The 14,850-nt window shown below is 42.3% G+C and carries 14 protein-coding genes, 3 tRNA genes and 1 other annotated feature; of the genes, 12 read left to right on the top strand and 5 right to left on the bottom strand.

Going from position 1 to position 14,850, the window contains the following annotated elements:
• The first annotated feature begins 70 nt into the window (after nucleotides 1-70).
• The 9 genes from L9W92_RS15275 to thrS all read left to right on the top strand — a co-directional run bounded on the left by L9W92_RS15275 (nucleotide 71) and on the right by thrS (nucleotide 7,907).
• On the top strand, nucleotides 71-994 hold the full coding sequence (locus tag L9W92_RS15275; RefSeq protein ID WP_240084611.1) for an N-acetylmuramoyl-L-alanine amidase family protein: 924 nt from the start codon (nucleotides 71-73) through the stop codon (nucleotides 992-994).
• Nucleotides 991-1,632, top strand: coding sequence for a coenzyme F420-0:L-glutamate ligase (locus L9W92_RS15270; RefSeq protein WP_240084610.1), 642 nt, complete (start codon nucleotides 991-993; stop codon nucleotides 1,630-1,632). Before L9W92_RS15275 ends, L9W92_RS15270 begins: the two co-directional genes overlap by 4 nt.
• Nucleotides 1,633-1,781: 149 nt before the next feature.
• A complete protein-coding gene (locus L9W92_RS15265) occupies nucleotides 1,782-2,918 on the top strand; it encodes a D-alanyl-D-alanine carboxypeptidase family protein (protein WP_240084609.1) in 1,137 nt (378 codons plus the stop codon).
• An 83-nt stretch (nucleotides 2,919-3,001) separates the two neighbouring features.
• Nucleotides 3,002-3,076, top strand: a tRNA-Val gene (locus tag L9W92_RS15260).
• 44 nt (nucleotides 3,077-3,120) lie between these two features.
• Nucleotides 3,121-3,205 (top strand) — tRNA-Tyr (locus L9W92_RS15255).
• Between the two features lie 88 nt (nucleotides 3,206-3,293).
• Nucleotides 3,294-3,695: a hypothetical protein gene (locus L9W92_RS15250; RefSeq protein WP_240084608.1), complete on the top strand. Its 402-nt coding sequence runs from the start codon at nucleotides 3,294-3,296 to the stop codon at nucleotides 3,693-3,695.
• A 143-nt stretch (nucleotides 3,696-3,838) separates the two neighbouring features.
• The gene (locus L9W92_RS15245; protein ID WP_240084607.1) at nucleotides 3,839-4,687 is read left to right on the top strand and encodes a zinc metalloprotease HtpX; all 849 of its coding nucleotides are present in this window, start codon (nucleotides 3,839-3,841) and stop codon (nucleotides 4,685-4,687) included.
• 3 nt (nucleotides 4,688-4,690) lie between these two features.
• Nucleotides 4,691-5,632, top strand: a complete 942-nt coding sequence (ytxC, locus tag L9W92_RS15240; protein WP_286725418.1) for a putative sporulation protein YtxC — start codon at nucleotides 4,691-4,693, stop codon at nucleotides 5,630-5,632.
• A gap of 92 nt (nucleotides 5,633-5,724) precedes the next feature.
• Nucleotides 5,725-5,926, top strand: a binding site (T-box leader).
• Nucleotides 5,927-5,984: 58 nt separating this feature from the next.
• Nucleotides 5,985-7,907, top strand: coding sequence for a threonine--tRNA ligase (gene thrS, locus L9W92_RS15235; RefSeq protein ID WP_240084605.1), 1,923 nt, complete (start codon nucleotides 5,985-5,987; stop codon nucleotides 7,905-7,907).
• Nucleotides 7,908-8,171: 264 nt separating this feature from the next.
• Here the strand turns inward: thrS and L9W92_RS15230 are convergent, their stop codons facing one another.
• Nucleotides 8,172-9,191: a DUF3231 family protein gene (locus L9W92_RS15230; RefSeq protein WP_240084604.1), complete on the bottom strand. Its 1,020-nt coding sequence runs from the start codon at nucleotides 9,189-9,191 to the stop codon at nucleotides 8,172-8,174.
• 285 nt (nucleotides 9,192-9,476) lie between these two features.
• Here L9W92_RS15230 and L9W92_RS15225 point away from each other — a divergent pair, with 285 nt between their 5' ends.
• Nucleotides 9,477-10,406: a hypothetical protein gene (locus L9W92_RS15225; RefSeq protein WP_240084603.1), complete on the top strand. Its 930-nt coding sequence runs from the start codon at nucleotides 9,477-9,479 to the stop codon at nucleotides 10,404-10,406.
• 333 nt (nucleotides 10,407-10,739) lie between these two features.
• Here the strand turns inward: L9W92_RS15225 and L9W92_RS15220 are convergent.
• Together L9W92_RS15220 and L9W92_RS15215 are read right to left on the bottom strand one after the other, a co-directional pair.
• A tRNA-Ala gene (locus L9W92_RS15220) sits at nucleotides 10,740-10,815 on the bottom strand.
• 76 nt (nucleotides 10,816-10,891) lie between these two features.
• Complete coding sequence (locus tag L9W92_RS15215; protein ID WP_240084602.1) at nucleotides 10,892-11,623, bottom strand: class I SAM-dependent methyltransferase; 732 nt, start codon at nucleotides 11,621-11,623, stop codon at nucleotides 10,892-10,894.
• A 415-nt stretch (nucleotides 11,624-12,038) separates the two neighbouring features.
• Between L9W92_RS15215 and L9W92_RS15210 the strand changes: the two genes are divergently transcribed.
• Nucleotides 12,039-12,461 carry a universal stress protein gene (locus L9W92_RS15210; protein WP_240084601.1) on the top strand — a complete coding sequence of 141 codons (423 nt, stop codon included), beginning with the start codon at nucleotides 12,039-12,041 and terminating at the stop codon, nucleotides 12,459-12,461.
• 140 nt (nucleotides 12,462-12,601) lie between these two features.
• Here the strand turns inward: L9W92_RS15210 and L9W92_RS15205 are convergent, their stop codons facing one another.
• Nucleotides 12,602-13,705 (bottom strand): mannosyltransferase family protein, encoded by a 1,104-nt coding sequence (locus L9W92_RS15205; protein ID WP_240084600.1) that lies wholly within the window; start codon nucleotides 13,703-13,705, stop codon nucleotides 12,602-12,604.
• Between the two features lie 3 nt (nucleotides 13,706-13,708).
• Nucleotides 13,709-14,137: a GtrA family protein gene (locus L9W92_RS15200; RefSeq protein WP_240084599.1), complete on the bottom strand. Its 429-nt coding sequence runs from the start codon at nucleotides 14,135-14,137 to the stop codon at nucleotides 13,709-13,711.
• Between the two features lie 266 nt (nucleotides 14,138-14,403).
• Here L9W92_RS15200 and L9W92_RS15195 point away from each other — a divergent pair, with 266 nt between their 5' ends.
• Nucleotides 14,404-14,628, top strand: a complete 225-nt coding sequence (locus L9W92_RS15195) for a DUF378 domain-containing protein (protein WP_240084598.1) — start codon at nucleotides 14,404-14,406, stop codon at nucleotides 14,626-14,628.
• The last annotated feature ends 222 nt before the right edge of the window (nucleotides 14,629-14,850 follow it).

The following is a 14,850-nucleotide window of genomic DNA, read 5'->3' as shown; positions in this document are numbered from 1 at the left end:
TTGCTGAATTCTATTGTCATAAAAGACATAGAATATTTACATATACTTTAATTATAGGGGGAGTCGGCCATTGTCTTCCCGGAAACTGGCAAGAATAACCAACATCTGGTCAAAGGTAGTGGAAAGCGAGAGCGGCGGCCTGTCGACCAAAGTTGTGATAGAAGCCACCGATATATTCAAGCATGTCGTCAGTAGGGTGGGAAATGATCTGCTCTTGCAATCTACCGGTGTCGCGGCTAATATGCCGGAGGGCTCAATTGAAGTTAATGACGGTTTGGTCAGGGAGATAGTATTAGAGCAAACAGGCGCGGGTGAAGCGGTGGTGCGAATAATTGCCGAACATCCTTATGAATATAGTATAGTGGAGACTATGGGCATCCCGGCGAGAACCACAGTTGTTCTGGGCCGCGCTTTTTTGACAGATCTGATGAAGAATAAAAGGATTGTTATCGACCCCGGGCACGGGGGAAAGGATTGGGGAGGAAAAGGTCCGGTTAACCTGGTGGAAAAAAATGTTGTGGTATTAATCGCACGAATATTAGCTGATTTATTTAACAAGGTTGAAGCCGAGGTTGTTCTGACCAGGGCGGGTGATGAAGACATACCGGTTAAAAAACGGTATGGGCTGGCGTTGAAGGAAAAGGCTGATCTATTTATAGGCATTCACACCTACTCCACTAAGAACAGTAAAGTAAGCGGCGCCTCAGTGCGCTACAAATCATCGTGCGGCAACAGCCGCGCCATAGCCGGCATGATTAATAAAGAATTGATAAAAAAGTTGAAAGTAAAAAACAGAGGTCTCAAAGAATATCCGGAATTGGTCATCCCCGGCAATATTCCCGGTGTGGAAGTGGAAGTAGTGACGATAACCAATTGGGTTGAAGAAGGACTTTTACGCAGTCCCACCATCCATAAAAAAGCGGCGGAAGGCATTTTTATCGGGGTAAAAAATTATTTTGCCGCTGACGGCCCGCTGAATGAGGTGGTATTGTGATTTTAGGCAGGATTCCAATCAGAACACATGTAATCACCGAAAAAGATGATATGGTTGATATTGTACGCAGATATACGGGTAAAGTCGCTGAACACGGCGATATAATAGCCATGGCGGAAAGCGTGGTAGCGATCTCACAGGGCAGGGCTATTTTGCCGGATACCGTCAAGCCCGGTCTATTGGCAAAGTTCTTGTGTCTTTTTCCCGGGAAAGACGGGAGTCTTGCCACGCCTCAGGCAATGCAGCTGGCGATCCGGGAAGTTGGCAGAACCCGGATCGTGTTAGGCGCCTTAGCAGCGGCTATTGGCAGAATTATCCACCGGAGAGGAGATTTTTACCGGGTAGCCGGCCGTCAGTTAGCGCAGATCGATGATGTGGCCGGGACGATGTGGCCATTCGAGAAGCACATTATTCTCGGGCCTAAAAACCCGCACGATCTGGTAAATAGGATCAAGGATGCCACAGGTACGGAAGCTGTCATTACTGACGTGAATGACATAAGAAAAGTCGATATTCTAGCCGCCTCGGAGGGAGTTGACCGGGATAGCCTGATTAAAGACCTGGAAGACAATCCTTTTGGTAATGATGACCAACAAACGCCGATCATTGTTTTTAAAATGGCTAAGAGCAATCCATAAAAATAGACTTAAGCGCCGGCCCGTTGTTTTGACGGGCTTTTTTTGATCGTTGAATCTTTGTTTGAATAACGGCAAAAATTTTTGAAATAATAGTTTTAAAACCGCACCGGCGGTTTTTTGTTGGCAGGAAACTTACGAGGGGGTGAAATATGGCGACGCGCTTGCACCGCAAAGTTTTTGTTGTTATAGCTGCGATTATATTGACAATTTTACCTGGCGCGGCATATGCGGATTTTCCCAGGGTCACCGCGGCTGCCGCCGTGCTGCTTGATGTTGAGACCGGGCAGATTTATTTCGCCAAAAATCATATGGTAAGGCGCGAACCGGCCAGCCTCACGAAGATTATGACGGCAGTGATAGCTTTAGAAAACAGTGATTTAAACGATGTCGTTACAGTTAGGGGAATGGCTGCCGCTGTCTCAGAGGGTTCTATCATTGAACTCAGAAAGGGCGAAAAAATTACTCTTGGAGAATTGTTGAAAGCGGCGCTTGTTTGTTCGGCCAATGACTCCACCGTGGCCATAGCTGAGCATGTGGGCGGCAGTCATGACCGTTTTATTGCAATGATGAACAAGAAGGCGGGGGTATTAGGGCTGTTTGGAACCAGATTTGCCAATACAAATGGCTACCACGATCCAAATCACTATACAACTGCTTACGACCTGGCGGTACTAACGAGGTACGCTTTAGGCAACCCGAAGTTTAATGAATTGGTTCAAACCAGGGAAACAACAGTTAGGTGGGTTGAACCAGCTCAAAGGGAAGAAAAAATTGCTAATACCAACCGCTTGCTTACCGGTGGATACGAAGGGGTGGACGGAGTGAAGACCGGCACCACATCAATGGCCGGCAACTGCCTGATCGCATCTTCCACTAGAGACGGCCGCCGCTTGATAGCTGTCGCGCTGCATAGTGACAACCGCTATCAGGATTGTGCCAAGATGTTCGATTATGGTTTCACCGTAATTAGGCCGTTATCGATCATAACTTCAGGACAAGTTGTAGCGAATCCCGCTGTCGAAGGCGGTGTCACTCCGGCAGTTGAAGCGGTAGCTGGAGAAGAACTGCAAGTCCGCATGGACCCGGATGAGCTTTCTAAACTGGAAAAACGGCTGAATATTAATGAGCCGTTGGCCGCGCCGATAAAAAAGGGCCAGAAGTTAGGCGAAGTAGTCTATACTTATAGAAGCCAGGAACTAGGTCGCGTAAATCTAGTGGCGGGCGCCGATGTCTTCAGAAAAGGATGGCACAGGCAGGTTTGGGACAAGCTCTTTATTAATCATTAAAAATATGCGGAAAATAGCTATGGTATTCTATCTTGCATAACAGCTTGACATTTTCATAGCTATCTGTCAAAATGATTACTAATGGGCGGGTAGTTCAGTGGGAGAACGTCTGCTTGACACGCAGAAGGTCGTAAGTTCAATTCTTATCCCGCCCACCAACTTTCATAACTGAATAACGGTATGCCGTGGCAAGTGACAATCCGGAGGGGTTCCCGAGTGGCTAAAGGGAGCAGACTGTAAATCTGCCGTCGACGACTTCGCTGGTTCGAATCCAGCCCCCTCCACCACGATAAATTTTTTTAATGTTCTTCCTGGGTGAGGGAGGTTTTTTTATATTATTCTCTTTACTATTTTTCTAAATAAGGAGTGAACTTCGTGAGACGCGTACTAATATTAATTTTATTGTTATTGTCAGTTATCCTTTCCGGCTGTAATTTACTGCAAAATACTGAAACGCCCAAGAAAACGGTTACCGAGCAAGATGTGCGTGACGCAGTGACTGAACTGATTAACGGGATAAACGACGGAAATACTGAAGTCGTTCAGAAATATGTTGGAGCCGCCAGTCCTATCGCGGAAAGTTTAATCGAAAAATTGAAAGGCAACGTAAAGCTGTCCAACGTCCGTGATATTTCCGTTCAGGGAACAAATGCTCAAGCAACTGTTACTTTAGAGGTGGTGCCATTAAAAGTATCAAAAGATGTTACCTTGAATTTTAACGTGGCGGATGTTCTGCAATTAAACAGTCCACTCGGTTTATTATCAATTCTTTTGTAAATAAATATTGCTGCTAAGAGGAGCGAGTTACTCGCTCCTTTTATTTTATATCGCATGTTATAAAAGGAAATGGTTGTAAATATTTGCTGACTAAAATAAAATAGATGTGTTAATACTTTTAACATTGGGGAGGCATTTATAACGTGAATAGCTTAAAGGTCTGGCTTCTCATGGGCGCGTTATCAATCATCCTGGTTTTGATCGGCGGTGCCGCCTTTGGCAAATCCGGAGCCATACTGTTTTTTGTAATTTCCCTGGGCATGAATTTTTTTAGTTACTACTTCAGCGACAAGGTTGCTATTTCCATGACCCGCTCGCGGCCTGTTTCTGAAGCAGAAGCACCGGAATTATACGATATAACGCGGAGATTGACTAGTCAGGCGGGAATGCCCATGCCCAGACTTTATATTACCCCGTCGCAGCAACCCAACGCTTTTGCCACGGGAAGAAATCAGTCCCATGCGGCTGTGGCCGTCACCGAAGGACTTTTCCGCATTTTAAACCGGGGCGAGTTGGAAGGCGTTCTGGCGCATGAGCTTTCACATATAAAGAATAAAGATATTTTAATTGGCGCCATTGCGGCCGCCTTTGCCGGCGCGATTACCATGATAGCGAATATAATCCAATGGGGAGCTTTTTTGGGTGGTATGGGCGGCCGCGATGATGACGAGGGTGGCGGCAGCTTTATTGGAGCGCTCTTGTTGGCTGTATTAGCGCCGATAGCGGCCTTGATTATTCAAATGGCGATTTCCCGATCGCGAGAGTATCTGGCCGACCAAACCGGCGCACGCATAGCAGGCAATGCGGAAGGTTTGGCGGACGCTTTGCTTAAATTGGAAAGTGCGGCGCATAGAATTCCGATGCAGGCCAATCCCGCAACGTCGCATCTTTTTATTGTTAATCCATTTTCAGGCGCCTCAATAACCCGTTTATTCAGCACTCATCCACCTGTCGGCGAAAGGGTAAAGCGGCTGGAGAAGTTACGTATTTAATTTATTAAACAAGCATACACTTACGCAAGAGGTGGTGATAGTACGGTTGACCAGATTATTTCTATCGGTTGCACACAGCATGTCGATTTGTTAAAGGCAAAACTAGGCCGGGGATTGAAGCTGTTTGAAAGAAATGGTTTAAAGATAAATTTGGAAGAAAGGTCAGACGGCGAGTTTACTTTTTTTTCCTGTTGCTTGACCGGTTTCCCGGACTACCATCAGCTGAAAGATGATCCGCAAATTATCATAAAAACATATGTGGCGGACATAATATCTGAAATTATTCTGTCTCATTGGGAAGCTTTTTTATTAAAGAACATTATTTGTGAAAATTATTATTATTATGGAGATGAAGAAAAGCGAACAATATATACTTATGCGTTGCAACACATTAACAAGAAAGCAAATGAACCACGTAAATCTGTTTACCGGTTGAACCGGAAAAGCAGGATCCTTAGAAAAGTGCTGGATTACTTAAAACTTAACAACAGCATTGTTATTGACGGTTTTATTCGCTTTAGACTAAAAGAGTATATTAATGAATTAAAGGATGCAACTGATAAAGCGGTAGATGACTTTCTTTTAGAAAGAGAATACAACGAATTTATTCAATTATTAAGATATTTTGTGGAAATTCAAGAGCCTCGCGCTAGCATGATTCATGTATTGATCGATAACGATGGAGCTTTTAAGCTTTATGACGATAAGATGCAACCCGTCAGGAGAGATTATATGGGTGGATTTTTGGTGGACATGATGGACAACGAAATAAATTATGAGGATATATTGGTAAGTGCTCTTGTTACTGTCGCTCCCCAAAGAATTACTTTTCACTGCAGATATAATAAAAGATATTCGGCAACGATAGAAACCATAAAAAAAGTATTTGCCGGCAGGGTCAGTGAATGCTCGGGCTGTGAACTGTGTAATCCCTTGAAAAATTAAATATTGGTATTTCCGGTTTGTTTGATTTGTTGACAAATATCCTGCAAATCAATATAATACTGCTGTAATAATACTGAATGAAACAATATAAGAAACAGGTGTTGATAAGGAAGAGTAGACCTGTCTTGGCCATCAGAGAGAAAGTGTCATTGGCTGCAAGCACTTTTGGGTACTATGGGTTGAAAACCACCTTGGAACCGCCGGCTGAAATTCAAGTAAGCCGCGCCGGAGACAGCCGTTAACTGTCGTGAATAAGATTAAACAGGGTGGAAGCGGGAATACCCCGTCCCTGACGGTTGTCAGAGGCGGGTTTTTCATTTTGTTATAATATGTTTTAGGGGAAGTGTTGATAATGAATGCTGTTAATAATGTAAAGATTGTTTTACCTGATGGAGCAGAGAGAGAATACCCGGCGGGAACAACTCTTTTGGAAATAGCGAAGAGCACTAGCCCCCGCTTGGCTAAAGAGGCTCTTATCGCCAGAGTGAACGGCGAGTTGATGGATTTGGCGACGCCCATGATGACGGATGCTTCCGTTGAGTTTATTTCCTTTGAAGATGAGGCGGGAAAACGGGCTTATCGCCACAGTACCGCGCATATTATGGCGCAAGCGGTGCAAAAGTTGTTTCCCGGTACAAAATTCGCAATCGGGCCGGCTATCGCCGATGGCTATTATTATGACTTTGATACCAGTGAGAATTTTACGCCGGATGATCTGGGGAAAATAGAAAAAGAGATGGAGGCCATAATCAAGGCCGATTATCCGTTTGAACGTTTTGAGCTCTCCCGGGCTCAAGCCCTTGATTTCTTTAAAGAAAAAGGGCAGAAATATAAAGCGGAATTAATTGAAGATCTGCCGCCCGATACTGTGCTCTCATTCTATAGGCAGGGTGATTTTACCGATCTATGCGCGGGCCCGCATGTTCCTTCCACCGGGAGACTGAAATCGGTAAAATTAATGAACGTGGCCGGCGCGTATTGGCGGGGCAATGAGAGAAACAAAATGCTCCAGCGTATTTACGGCACATCTTTTCCGAAAAAATCCATGCTTGAGGAATATCTTTTCCGGATTGAGGAGGCTAAACGGCGTGACCACCGCAAGCTTGGAGCCGAATTGGATTTATTCAGCATCATGGATGAGGGGCCGGGTTTTCCTTTTTTCCATCCCAAAGGTATGATCCTGCGCAACGAGCTGGAGAAATATTGGCGTGAGGAGCATCAAAAGAGGGGTTACCAGGAAATACGCACACCGATTATTCTTAATAGGTCTTTATGGGAGAATTCAGGGCACTGGGACCATTACCGCGAAAATATGTATTTCACGAAGATAGATGAAGGTGATTACGCGGTCAAGCCGATGAATTGTCCCGGCAGTATCCTGATTTATAATAGCAGGCTGCACAGTTACCGCGAACTGCCCATCCGGCTTGCTGAATTGGGCCTGGTGCACCGTCATGAGCTTTCCGGCGTGCTGCACGGTTTGATGCGGGTACGGTGCTTTACTCAAGACGATGCCCATATTTTTATGCTGCCGGAGCAGATTAAAGAAGAAATAATCGGGGTTATCGACTTGGTAAATGATTTTTATAAAGTATTCGGTTTTACCTATTTTGTGGAGTTGTCCACAAAGCCTGAAAAAGCGATGGGATCGGACGAAGTCTGGAACATGGCCACGGATGTGCTGCGCGACGCGCTTGACGCCAGAGGGCTGAAATATAAAGTTAATGAAGGGGACGGAGCGTTTTACGGCCCCAAGATTGATTTTCACCTGGAGGATTCGCTTGGCCGCACCTGGCAGTGCGGCACTATCCAGCTGGACTTTCAGATGCCGGAGAAATTTAACCTGAGCTACGTGGGTGAGGATGGTCAAAAACACCAGCCCGTGATGATCCATAGGGTGGTTTTTGGCAGTATAGAAAGATTTATCGGCATCCTGACAGAACACTTTGCCGGAGCTTTTCCAGCTTGGCTGGCGCCGGTTCAGGCGCGTGTGATTGCCATCACCGACCGGCACGCTGAATATGCCTGCAATGTTGTCAAGCGGTTGGAAGAGGCTGGCATCAGAGTTGAATTGGATACACGTAATGAAAAAGTGAATTATAAAATACGTGAGGCTCAAACCCATAAGATACCTTATATGCTGATTGTCGGGGATAAAGAGATTGCGCGGGACAGCGTTGCCGTGCGGCACCGCGCTAAAGGAGATCTTGGGGCCATGTTGCTCGGTGAATTTGAGGGGAAATTACTGGAAGAAATCAGGACTAAAGAACGTTAACACATACAGGAGGGATGAAAAATTAAATATTTATTAAGCTTCTTGTCAATTATCATTCATGGGCGTTTTAGTGTTTATTATTGGCTGGTATGATAGGTATTCATTTTGTTAAAAATGCGTCAAAAATCCATTACGGTGTGGCACATTTTAAAAGATAATGTTAAAACAGCAGTTATGTTAGCGTGAAAAATAAATTTTCATCACTATTTGTATCTCCGCTCTTGCGGTGAGATGGAGGAGTATTATAAAAAATTATAACAAATTTTATCCGTGCCTAGAAGTAACAACGGGGGGATTATCCAGGGTATGGCGCTGAGTTGTTAACTGTATTAATTTCTGATAATCTTCTACTTCAGTCGATGTAAAATCCCGAAATAGGTTTTTCACATCTTTCCTTATTGCTAGAGAGTAAGCCCTAACATGGTACATTATAGCGATTTGTGCCGCCGTTAACAGCACCCCAAGAATTTCATTGTCACTTAAATTGATTTTACTTACCTGTCCGGGCGGTCCTTGCTCTAATCTGTCAGCAGGGCGTGTCGGAACAGTGAAACCTTCTTTTTTCAGCATCGTTTCAATTTGATCAAGCTGAGGCAGGGCTACTTCAAATAATGCCCGTTTTAAAAGTTTAATTAATTCCTGGTCTTTTGTATTACTTAAATATACCGTAAGGTTGATTACGCTGATGTGCCTAAAGTGAATTTCCTCCCACAATCTGGCTACTTCATCCATATTTAGGCTATTATCTTTTGCAGTAGCGGGAGGAGCCGGTATAAACGTTTGCCTATTTATTGCCAAGTCCATGATCATATCATAGTTCTTCATATTATCGAAAAGCAAATCAGTAAAAACCTTTCGAACAGATTCTCTGGTAATTGCTCCTACAGCCTTGGCATCTTGATTTAACGTAACCTGTCCCCAGGCAATTAAATTGTTAATTATTTCATCATCATTCAACTTTACTTCTTGTCCAACCCCGGGTTTACCCTGTAAGAGCTTTGAGGCCGGGCGCACTGGCACTGTGAAACCTTCTTTTTTTAGAATTTTTTCTAATAGGTTGATACGTTTCATGTAAGTTTCTTTTACCAGAGATTCTAAAAGAAAATGGATTTCGCTTTCCTCTGTATTCATTAAGTATGTTTCCGCAACGGAAACCAGCCCATAGCCTGCCGTTAAACCCTCCCACAGAAAATATATTTCGCCGGCGTGAAAAGGTTTATTATTCTCTGATTTGGTTAATGGAATTATCTTGGAAAAAGAGGGTAATATTGAGAGTATGTTCAATCCTGCTGACCTCCGGTAGTTTTTTATTACAGTTATAATAAGCAAATCAGGAGGAATTATGTATATGAATGGCCTGAAGGTCTATAAATAATTGTTGCACAGTACAAAGACTTTAGAAATACCCCTTCATGGAGAAGAGGAACGGGAAAAGCTAATTTTACATTATTCCAATGATCTTCCGATAAAAATTGATACCACGGAACTTTTTTTATTATTTATCATCTAATATACAAAGGTAATCTGCCTGAAAGAAGTTCACGGAGGAATTTTTCAAGAGGCAATTGTATGAAAAAAACATTTTTGTTTGCGCTTACCATGTTGTTAAGTGTTTCTCTGTTTGGTTGCACAAGTTTAAGGAACAATGCTCAATTGAATAAAGAAGGACAATCCCAAGAGACACAGCAACAAACCGATGCAAGTGATGAGGCGGCAGTTACGAGCCTGGTTGAGGATTTCGGCAGTAAACTCCAAACCGTCTCGCTTTTAGCCCCTAAAGATATAGTGAATAAGAGTATCCAGGAGAACTACGGCGGTTTTGTAACCCCCGCACTTCTTGCAGAATGGCAAAGCGATCCTCAAAATGCTCCAGGTAGGCTGACTTCAAGTCCATGGCCGGATCACATAAAAATTGAGACCATTAAGAAATTATCAGAATATGAGTATGAAGTTGAAGGCGAGATAATTGAAATAACAAGCACGGAAAAAGTGAACGGCGGGGTTGCCGCACAGCGGCAAATTACACTCAAGATAAAGAAAACCGGGGAGCGATGGCTTATTGACGCAGCCACCCTCGGAGTCTACGAGGAAGCAAACTCAATCGTATATAGAAATACCCATTATGGTTTTGATTTTTCCTTGCCGGAGAGTTGGAAAGGTTATTCGATTGTAGCTGGTAAATGGGAGGGTAACGCTTTCAAAGGCCCACAATCCGGCAAGATTATTGAAACTGGCCCGATGATTTCCATCAGACATCCTGATTGGACTTCTCAAAATCCTCGACAGGATATTCCCATTATGATATTTACTCTTGCTCAGTGGAACATGCTTCAACAGGACGAATTCCACATTGGTGCAGCGCCTATCAATCCGAGCGAACTTGGTCGCAACACAAGTTACGTTTTTGCGCTTCCCGCACGATATAACTATGCATTTCCACCAGGATATGAAGAAGTGGAAAATATTTTAAAAAGTAATCCTCTTCAGGCAAATGAATAAACAAAGAAATATCCACTGTGACGACGATTCTGAAAAAACCAGCAGGCGGGAGTCTGAAAATTATTTCTGAAACGATTGGGACACAGCAGGTAAAAACAACCGGAGATATATTTACAGCCACGTTTCGGTAGAAATGCAACGCGATCTTGCTATGCAATTGGACGATTTTATATTTGAAGAAAATTTACTGAAATAAAAAAATACCGGAAATAATCCCGTAGTGAAACTTTATACCATGGTGTTCAGTATAGTTCAGAACAATCCCTGATTTGCAATTGATTTGCAAAACGGGGTTTTGGCTAATCACCAAACCCCGTAATCCCGCATGAATATTGGTGGAGATAAGCGGGATCGAACCGCTGACCTCCTGAATGCCATTCAGGCGCTCTCCCAGCTGAGCTATATCCCCACGTTTTTAATATTTAGTTTATTTGACATATTACTAATATAGTTTATCATTTTTTTTAACTATGGTCAAGCAATACTTATGATTTTCTCATAAGAAAGGTACCAAATCCTAGATATTTTTTATGTGTTTGGATTAACCGCATATATTTATACATCACCTTACTGACTTCTCGGTTTGAGCTCATTCCTTGCGATACTACTTGGTAAGGGTCCGGATGCAGTATGTTCCTAATATTATCAAAAAAACCCGGGAAATTATTTCGATGTGCTTTAACTGGTAAAAATCCGGAATTATGAAATACTTCCAGCCACTCTTCAAAAGAAGGTATTTGGGGTAAATTGCAAGCGGCTTGAATTTGTTCCCGCGCTATCCGGGGTATTGATTTGTTTGCGAACATCTCAATGCAAATCAATATCCCTTCTTTCTTTAATATTCTATTACACTCTCGCAATACAGTAGCAGCCGGCAAAAATATTAGTACCGATTCAATTAAGATCAAGTCGATAACTTTACTTTTGAATGGTGTTTCTCCAGCGTCACAATGCACAAACTGTACCTGCACACCTTCTTGCGTTGCCCTGTAGTTGGCCTTTTCCAACATTTCTTTAGAGTTGTCCAGGGCAAAAACATATGCGCCTGAACTTTTCGCTATATGGCAAGCGGTTCGACCTGTACCACACCCGATATCAAGAACAATATCTTCAACTGATAGACTAACCTGATTAAGTACATTTAGAGTGTGGTAGAACCCTCCCGGATGTAAGCTGCCTGTTCCCAAAGCCGTAACTGCGTCAAGATAAGTTGTCATGTACGTTACCACACTTTACTTTGGATGATTTAATAATAACCCTTTACGAATTCTATATATACTATGTGGATGGTTGGCCGGGGGTTCCACATGATAACTGGCATGCTTTAATAATTCAATATTAATAATTTGTATCCAGCAACTTTATAATGCTCCCATATGCGTCGAATCGATGAGAGCCATACGGCTCACCCCGCCAGGGTTATCGAACCATCACCTTGAATTTTCATCTGCTGATTAACCGAAAAAAGATACGCCGGATGAATCGTGACATGGCATTTACACCAGTTCATGGGAGATTTGACGCTTACATTAAGATTAAATTATAATAAAATAAATAATAGTAGTTAACTGTATGATATTATCTCATTGCAATCAGTAAGGATCAGAGCAATATAACAAGGGGTGTTTGTATATGATCAAAATATTAGTACCAGTTGATGGATCTGCTGGTTCCGACAAAGCAGTTCGTTTTGCGATTTTTCTTGCAGAAGGAAAGAATAAAGAAATTATTCTAATAAATGTCCAACCCAGCTATAATACACCCAATATAAAGCGTTTTTTTAGTCAAGAACAAATCCGTTCTTTTCAAGAAGAATTAAGCAAAGAGGTGTTAGATCACACACTCGAAATCACAAATAGTTTTTCCATTCCTGTTCGCACCGTTATTAGAATCGGAGACCCCGGTAAAGAGATCTGTGCGGAAGCAGAAGAAAGCTCTATCGACTTCATTGTGATGGGCTATAGAGGATTAGGAGCCGTTAAACGAGCAATTATGGGGAGTGTGGCTACCCATGTACTCCATGAGACAACTTGTCCAGTGATGATCGTTCCATAAGGGAGCAAGGAAATAACTTGCAAAATCATTTCCGTGTCTTCTTGAGAACGGGGTCATTATAGGATATCTCTTCCTGCCGCTTCTGGCAGCCATATAGTAAAATAACATGTGCTTGGGTAATTAACCATCCTTCTTGGGTGTTAACTGATCCAGTGCCCAGCGGCAAAAAGAATACCTACTGCTGAGAAAACCAGGATGGAAATGACCGAATATACGTGAGTCAAGCCATTTTTACAGAGCAGGCGGGCCAGGGCGATATACCCCGGAAACAAAACCAGTATATAACGGGGCATACCAAGGGGCAGGTTATCTACCACGGAAGAAAACGGAATTAAGAATCCCAGTGTCAGGAAAATCAATTGTGGCTTGTCCTCTAAATATTTAAAACTTTTTATGATTAAGTAAAGGAATAAAAATGCCATTCCCGATTCAAAAAGATTATAAAAATTACTATCAGAGAAAAAAATATTCAGGTTCAGAAATTGGCCCGCACCCGGGTATGCGAAGTGGCGGTATCCCCAAAACTCGGTGTTTAATGAATGGGAAAAAGCCAGCGGATCCCCGGCATACTTCCATAAGACAAGCATAAAGATAGACAGTGACGCTGGTATTAATAGGAGTGGTATTGTTTTTTTCAATATTATTCTTTTATTGTTTTCATGATATTGCATGTACAAAAAGACAAAAAACAAGACTATCCCAATATTCCGGGAGAGTGCCGCGCAACTGCCCAGGAGAACTGCCCATGGCCAACGCCCCCGCCGGGCGAAATAAAAAGAAGCCAGGGCAAAAGCCAGAAATAAGGATTCAGAATAAATGGAGGTAAAAAAAATGGCGGTAGGAAAGAACAACATTATAAAAACTGTCATTGCGGCGGTCTTTTGGTCAAAATCTTCTTTAGCAATAATATAAAGGAAGTAACATGCTATAAAAAGCGCAATATTGGTAATTAAAAAACCGGCTATTATTCCGTTTCCAACAACATAAGTGAGCAGGCGGATTAGAAAGGGAAGCATGGGAAAAAAAGGGGCACTGTCAAAATCATAACCTTGTCCGGCTATTCTTAAGAACCAACCGGCGTCCCAATGAAGCAAAGAGTCAAAAATAACGTTGGGATGAAGTCCATCAGAGTTTGCGGGGAGAAATGCGTTTAAGACATCTCGGGTTAACCAAATTAAAAAAATAATATAAATCTTATTGAGAAAATAGAGATAACCAACACGTGTAAAATCTTCTTTTGACACGACTTAACCCCCGGTTGTTTTGGGCACCATTTTGCTTTTGCGGAAAACCCATAATTTACTAAGGATGAAATTAAAGCCAAACGAAATAGCGGTAGCTAAAAAAAGCGTTATAATCTTCGAATCGTAATAATGCAGCAGTACATATAAAGAAGTACTGTTTATTCCAAGACCTAGCGCGTTGACCACGGTGAATTTGAGAAACCTGTATTTTTCGTTTTCTTCCGGGCTTGTTTTAAATGTCCAGCAGCGGTTGAGAAAAAAGCTGTTGACGATACCGCAAAAATAACTAAAACCTTTTACCGCGGTATAAAAAAAGATACTGTCGATAGGGAATATTTTTATTACCGTAAAATAAACAACCCAATCAATAAACGTGTTTAAACATCCTACCACGGCAAACTTGCATAATTGCCTGACACTCTCGTTCATCATTATCTCACCTTTGTACTGTTAAGTGATTTTTTTACATAAATCTACGCAGTATTTTATATTAATACCGGTCTCACAAATATAGTGACACCATAAGTGACACCATATATTACCTTCGACGCTAACGCCCTTGCATCCTTCTTTGTAACACAAGTAAAAATACTTTTTTCTTTAAGTTTAATTTCTTTGGATATTTTTATGCAAGGAAAGAATAACTTTTTTTATTTTTTAGCATAATAAATATATCTTAATAACAGGAGGCGTGTTAAATGGAATGGTTGTCAAAGACAGCTTTAGTGCTTGTTATCATTGGAGCTTTGAACTGGCTGCTGGTAGGGCTGTTTCAATGGGACCTGATCACGGCTTTATTCGGGGGAGACACGGTTAGGGCATCGTCCGACTTTAGCAGGGTAATTTATACATTGGTTGGACTCGCCGGCCTATATTCCATATCATTTTTCTTCAGAGAAAATGCGGCAGTTAAGAATAAGTAATTCTAAAATCTAACCATAAAAAACTGTTTCTGTTAAATACTGATTAAGTGGATTGTTTGAGGTTAATAATATAATATTATGGCAGCTAATAATAGAATAGGCTCTCGGCATTAGATGGGAGGAATCATTAAATCTGGAATAAAGCAACTGGAAATTCTGGCATGCCAGGCTAAAAAGACTGTCCTTTTCACGACATTCCTAAAAATGGGCATGGCAAAGAAG

The sequence above is a fragment of the Pelotomaculum terephthalicicum JT genome (assembly GCF_022410535.1).
In the GTDB taxonomy this organism is placed as follows: Bacteria; Bacillota; Desulfotomaculia; order Desulfotomaculales; family Pelotomaculaceae; genus Pelotomaculum_D; species Pelotomaculum_D terephthalicicum.
This window is presented reverse-complemented; position numbering and strand designations above follow the sequence as displayed.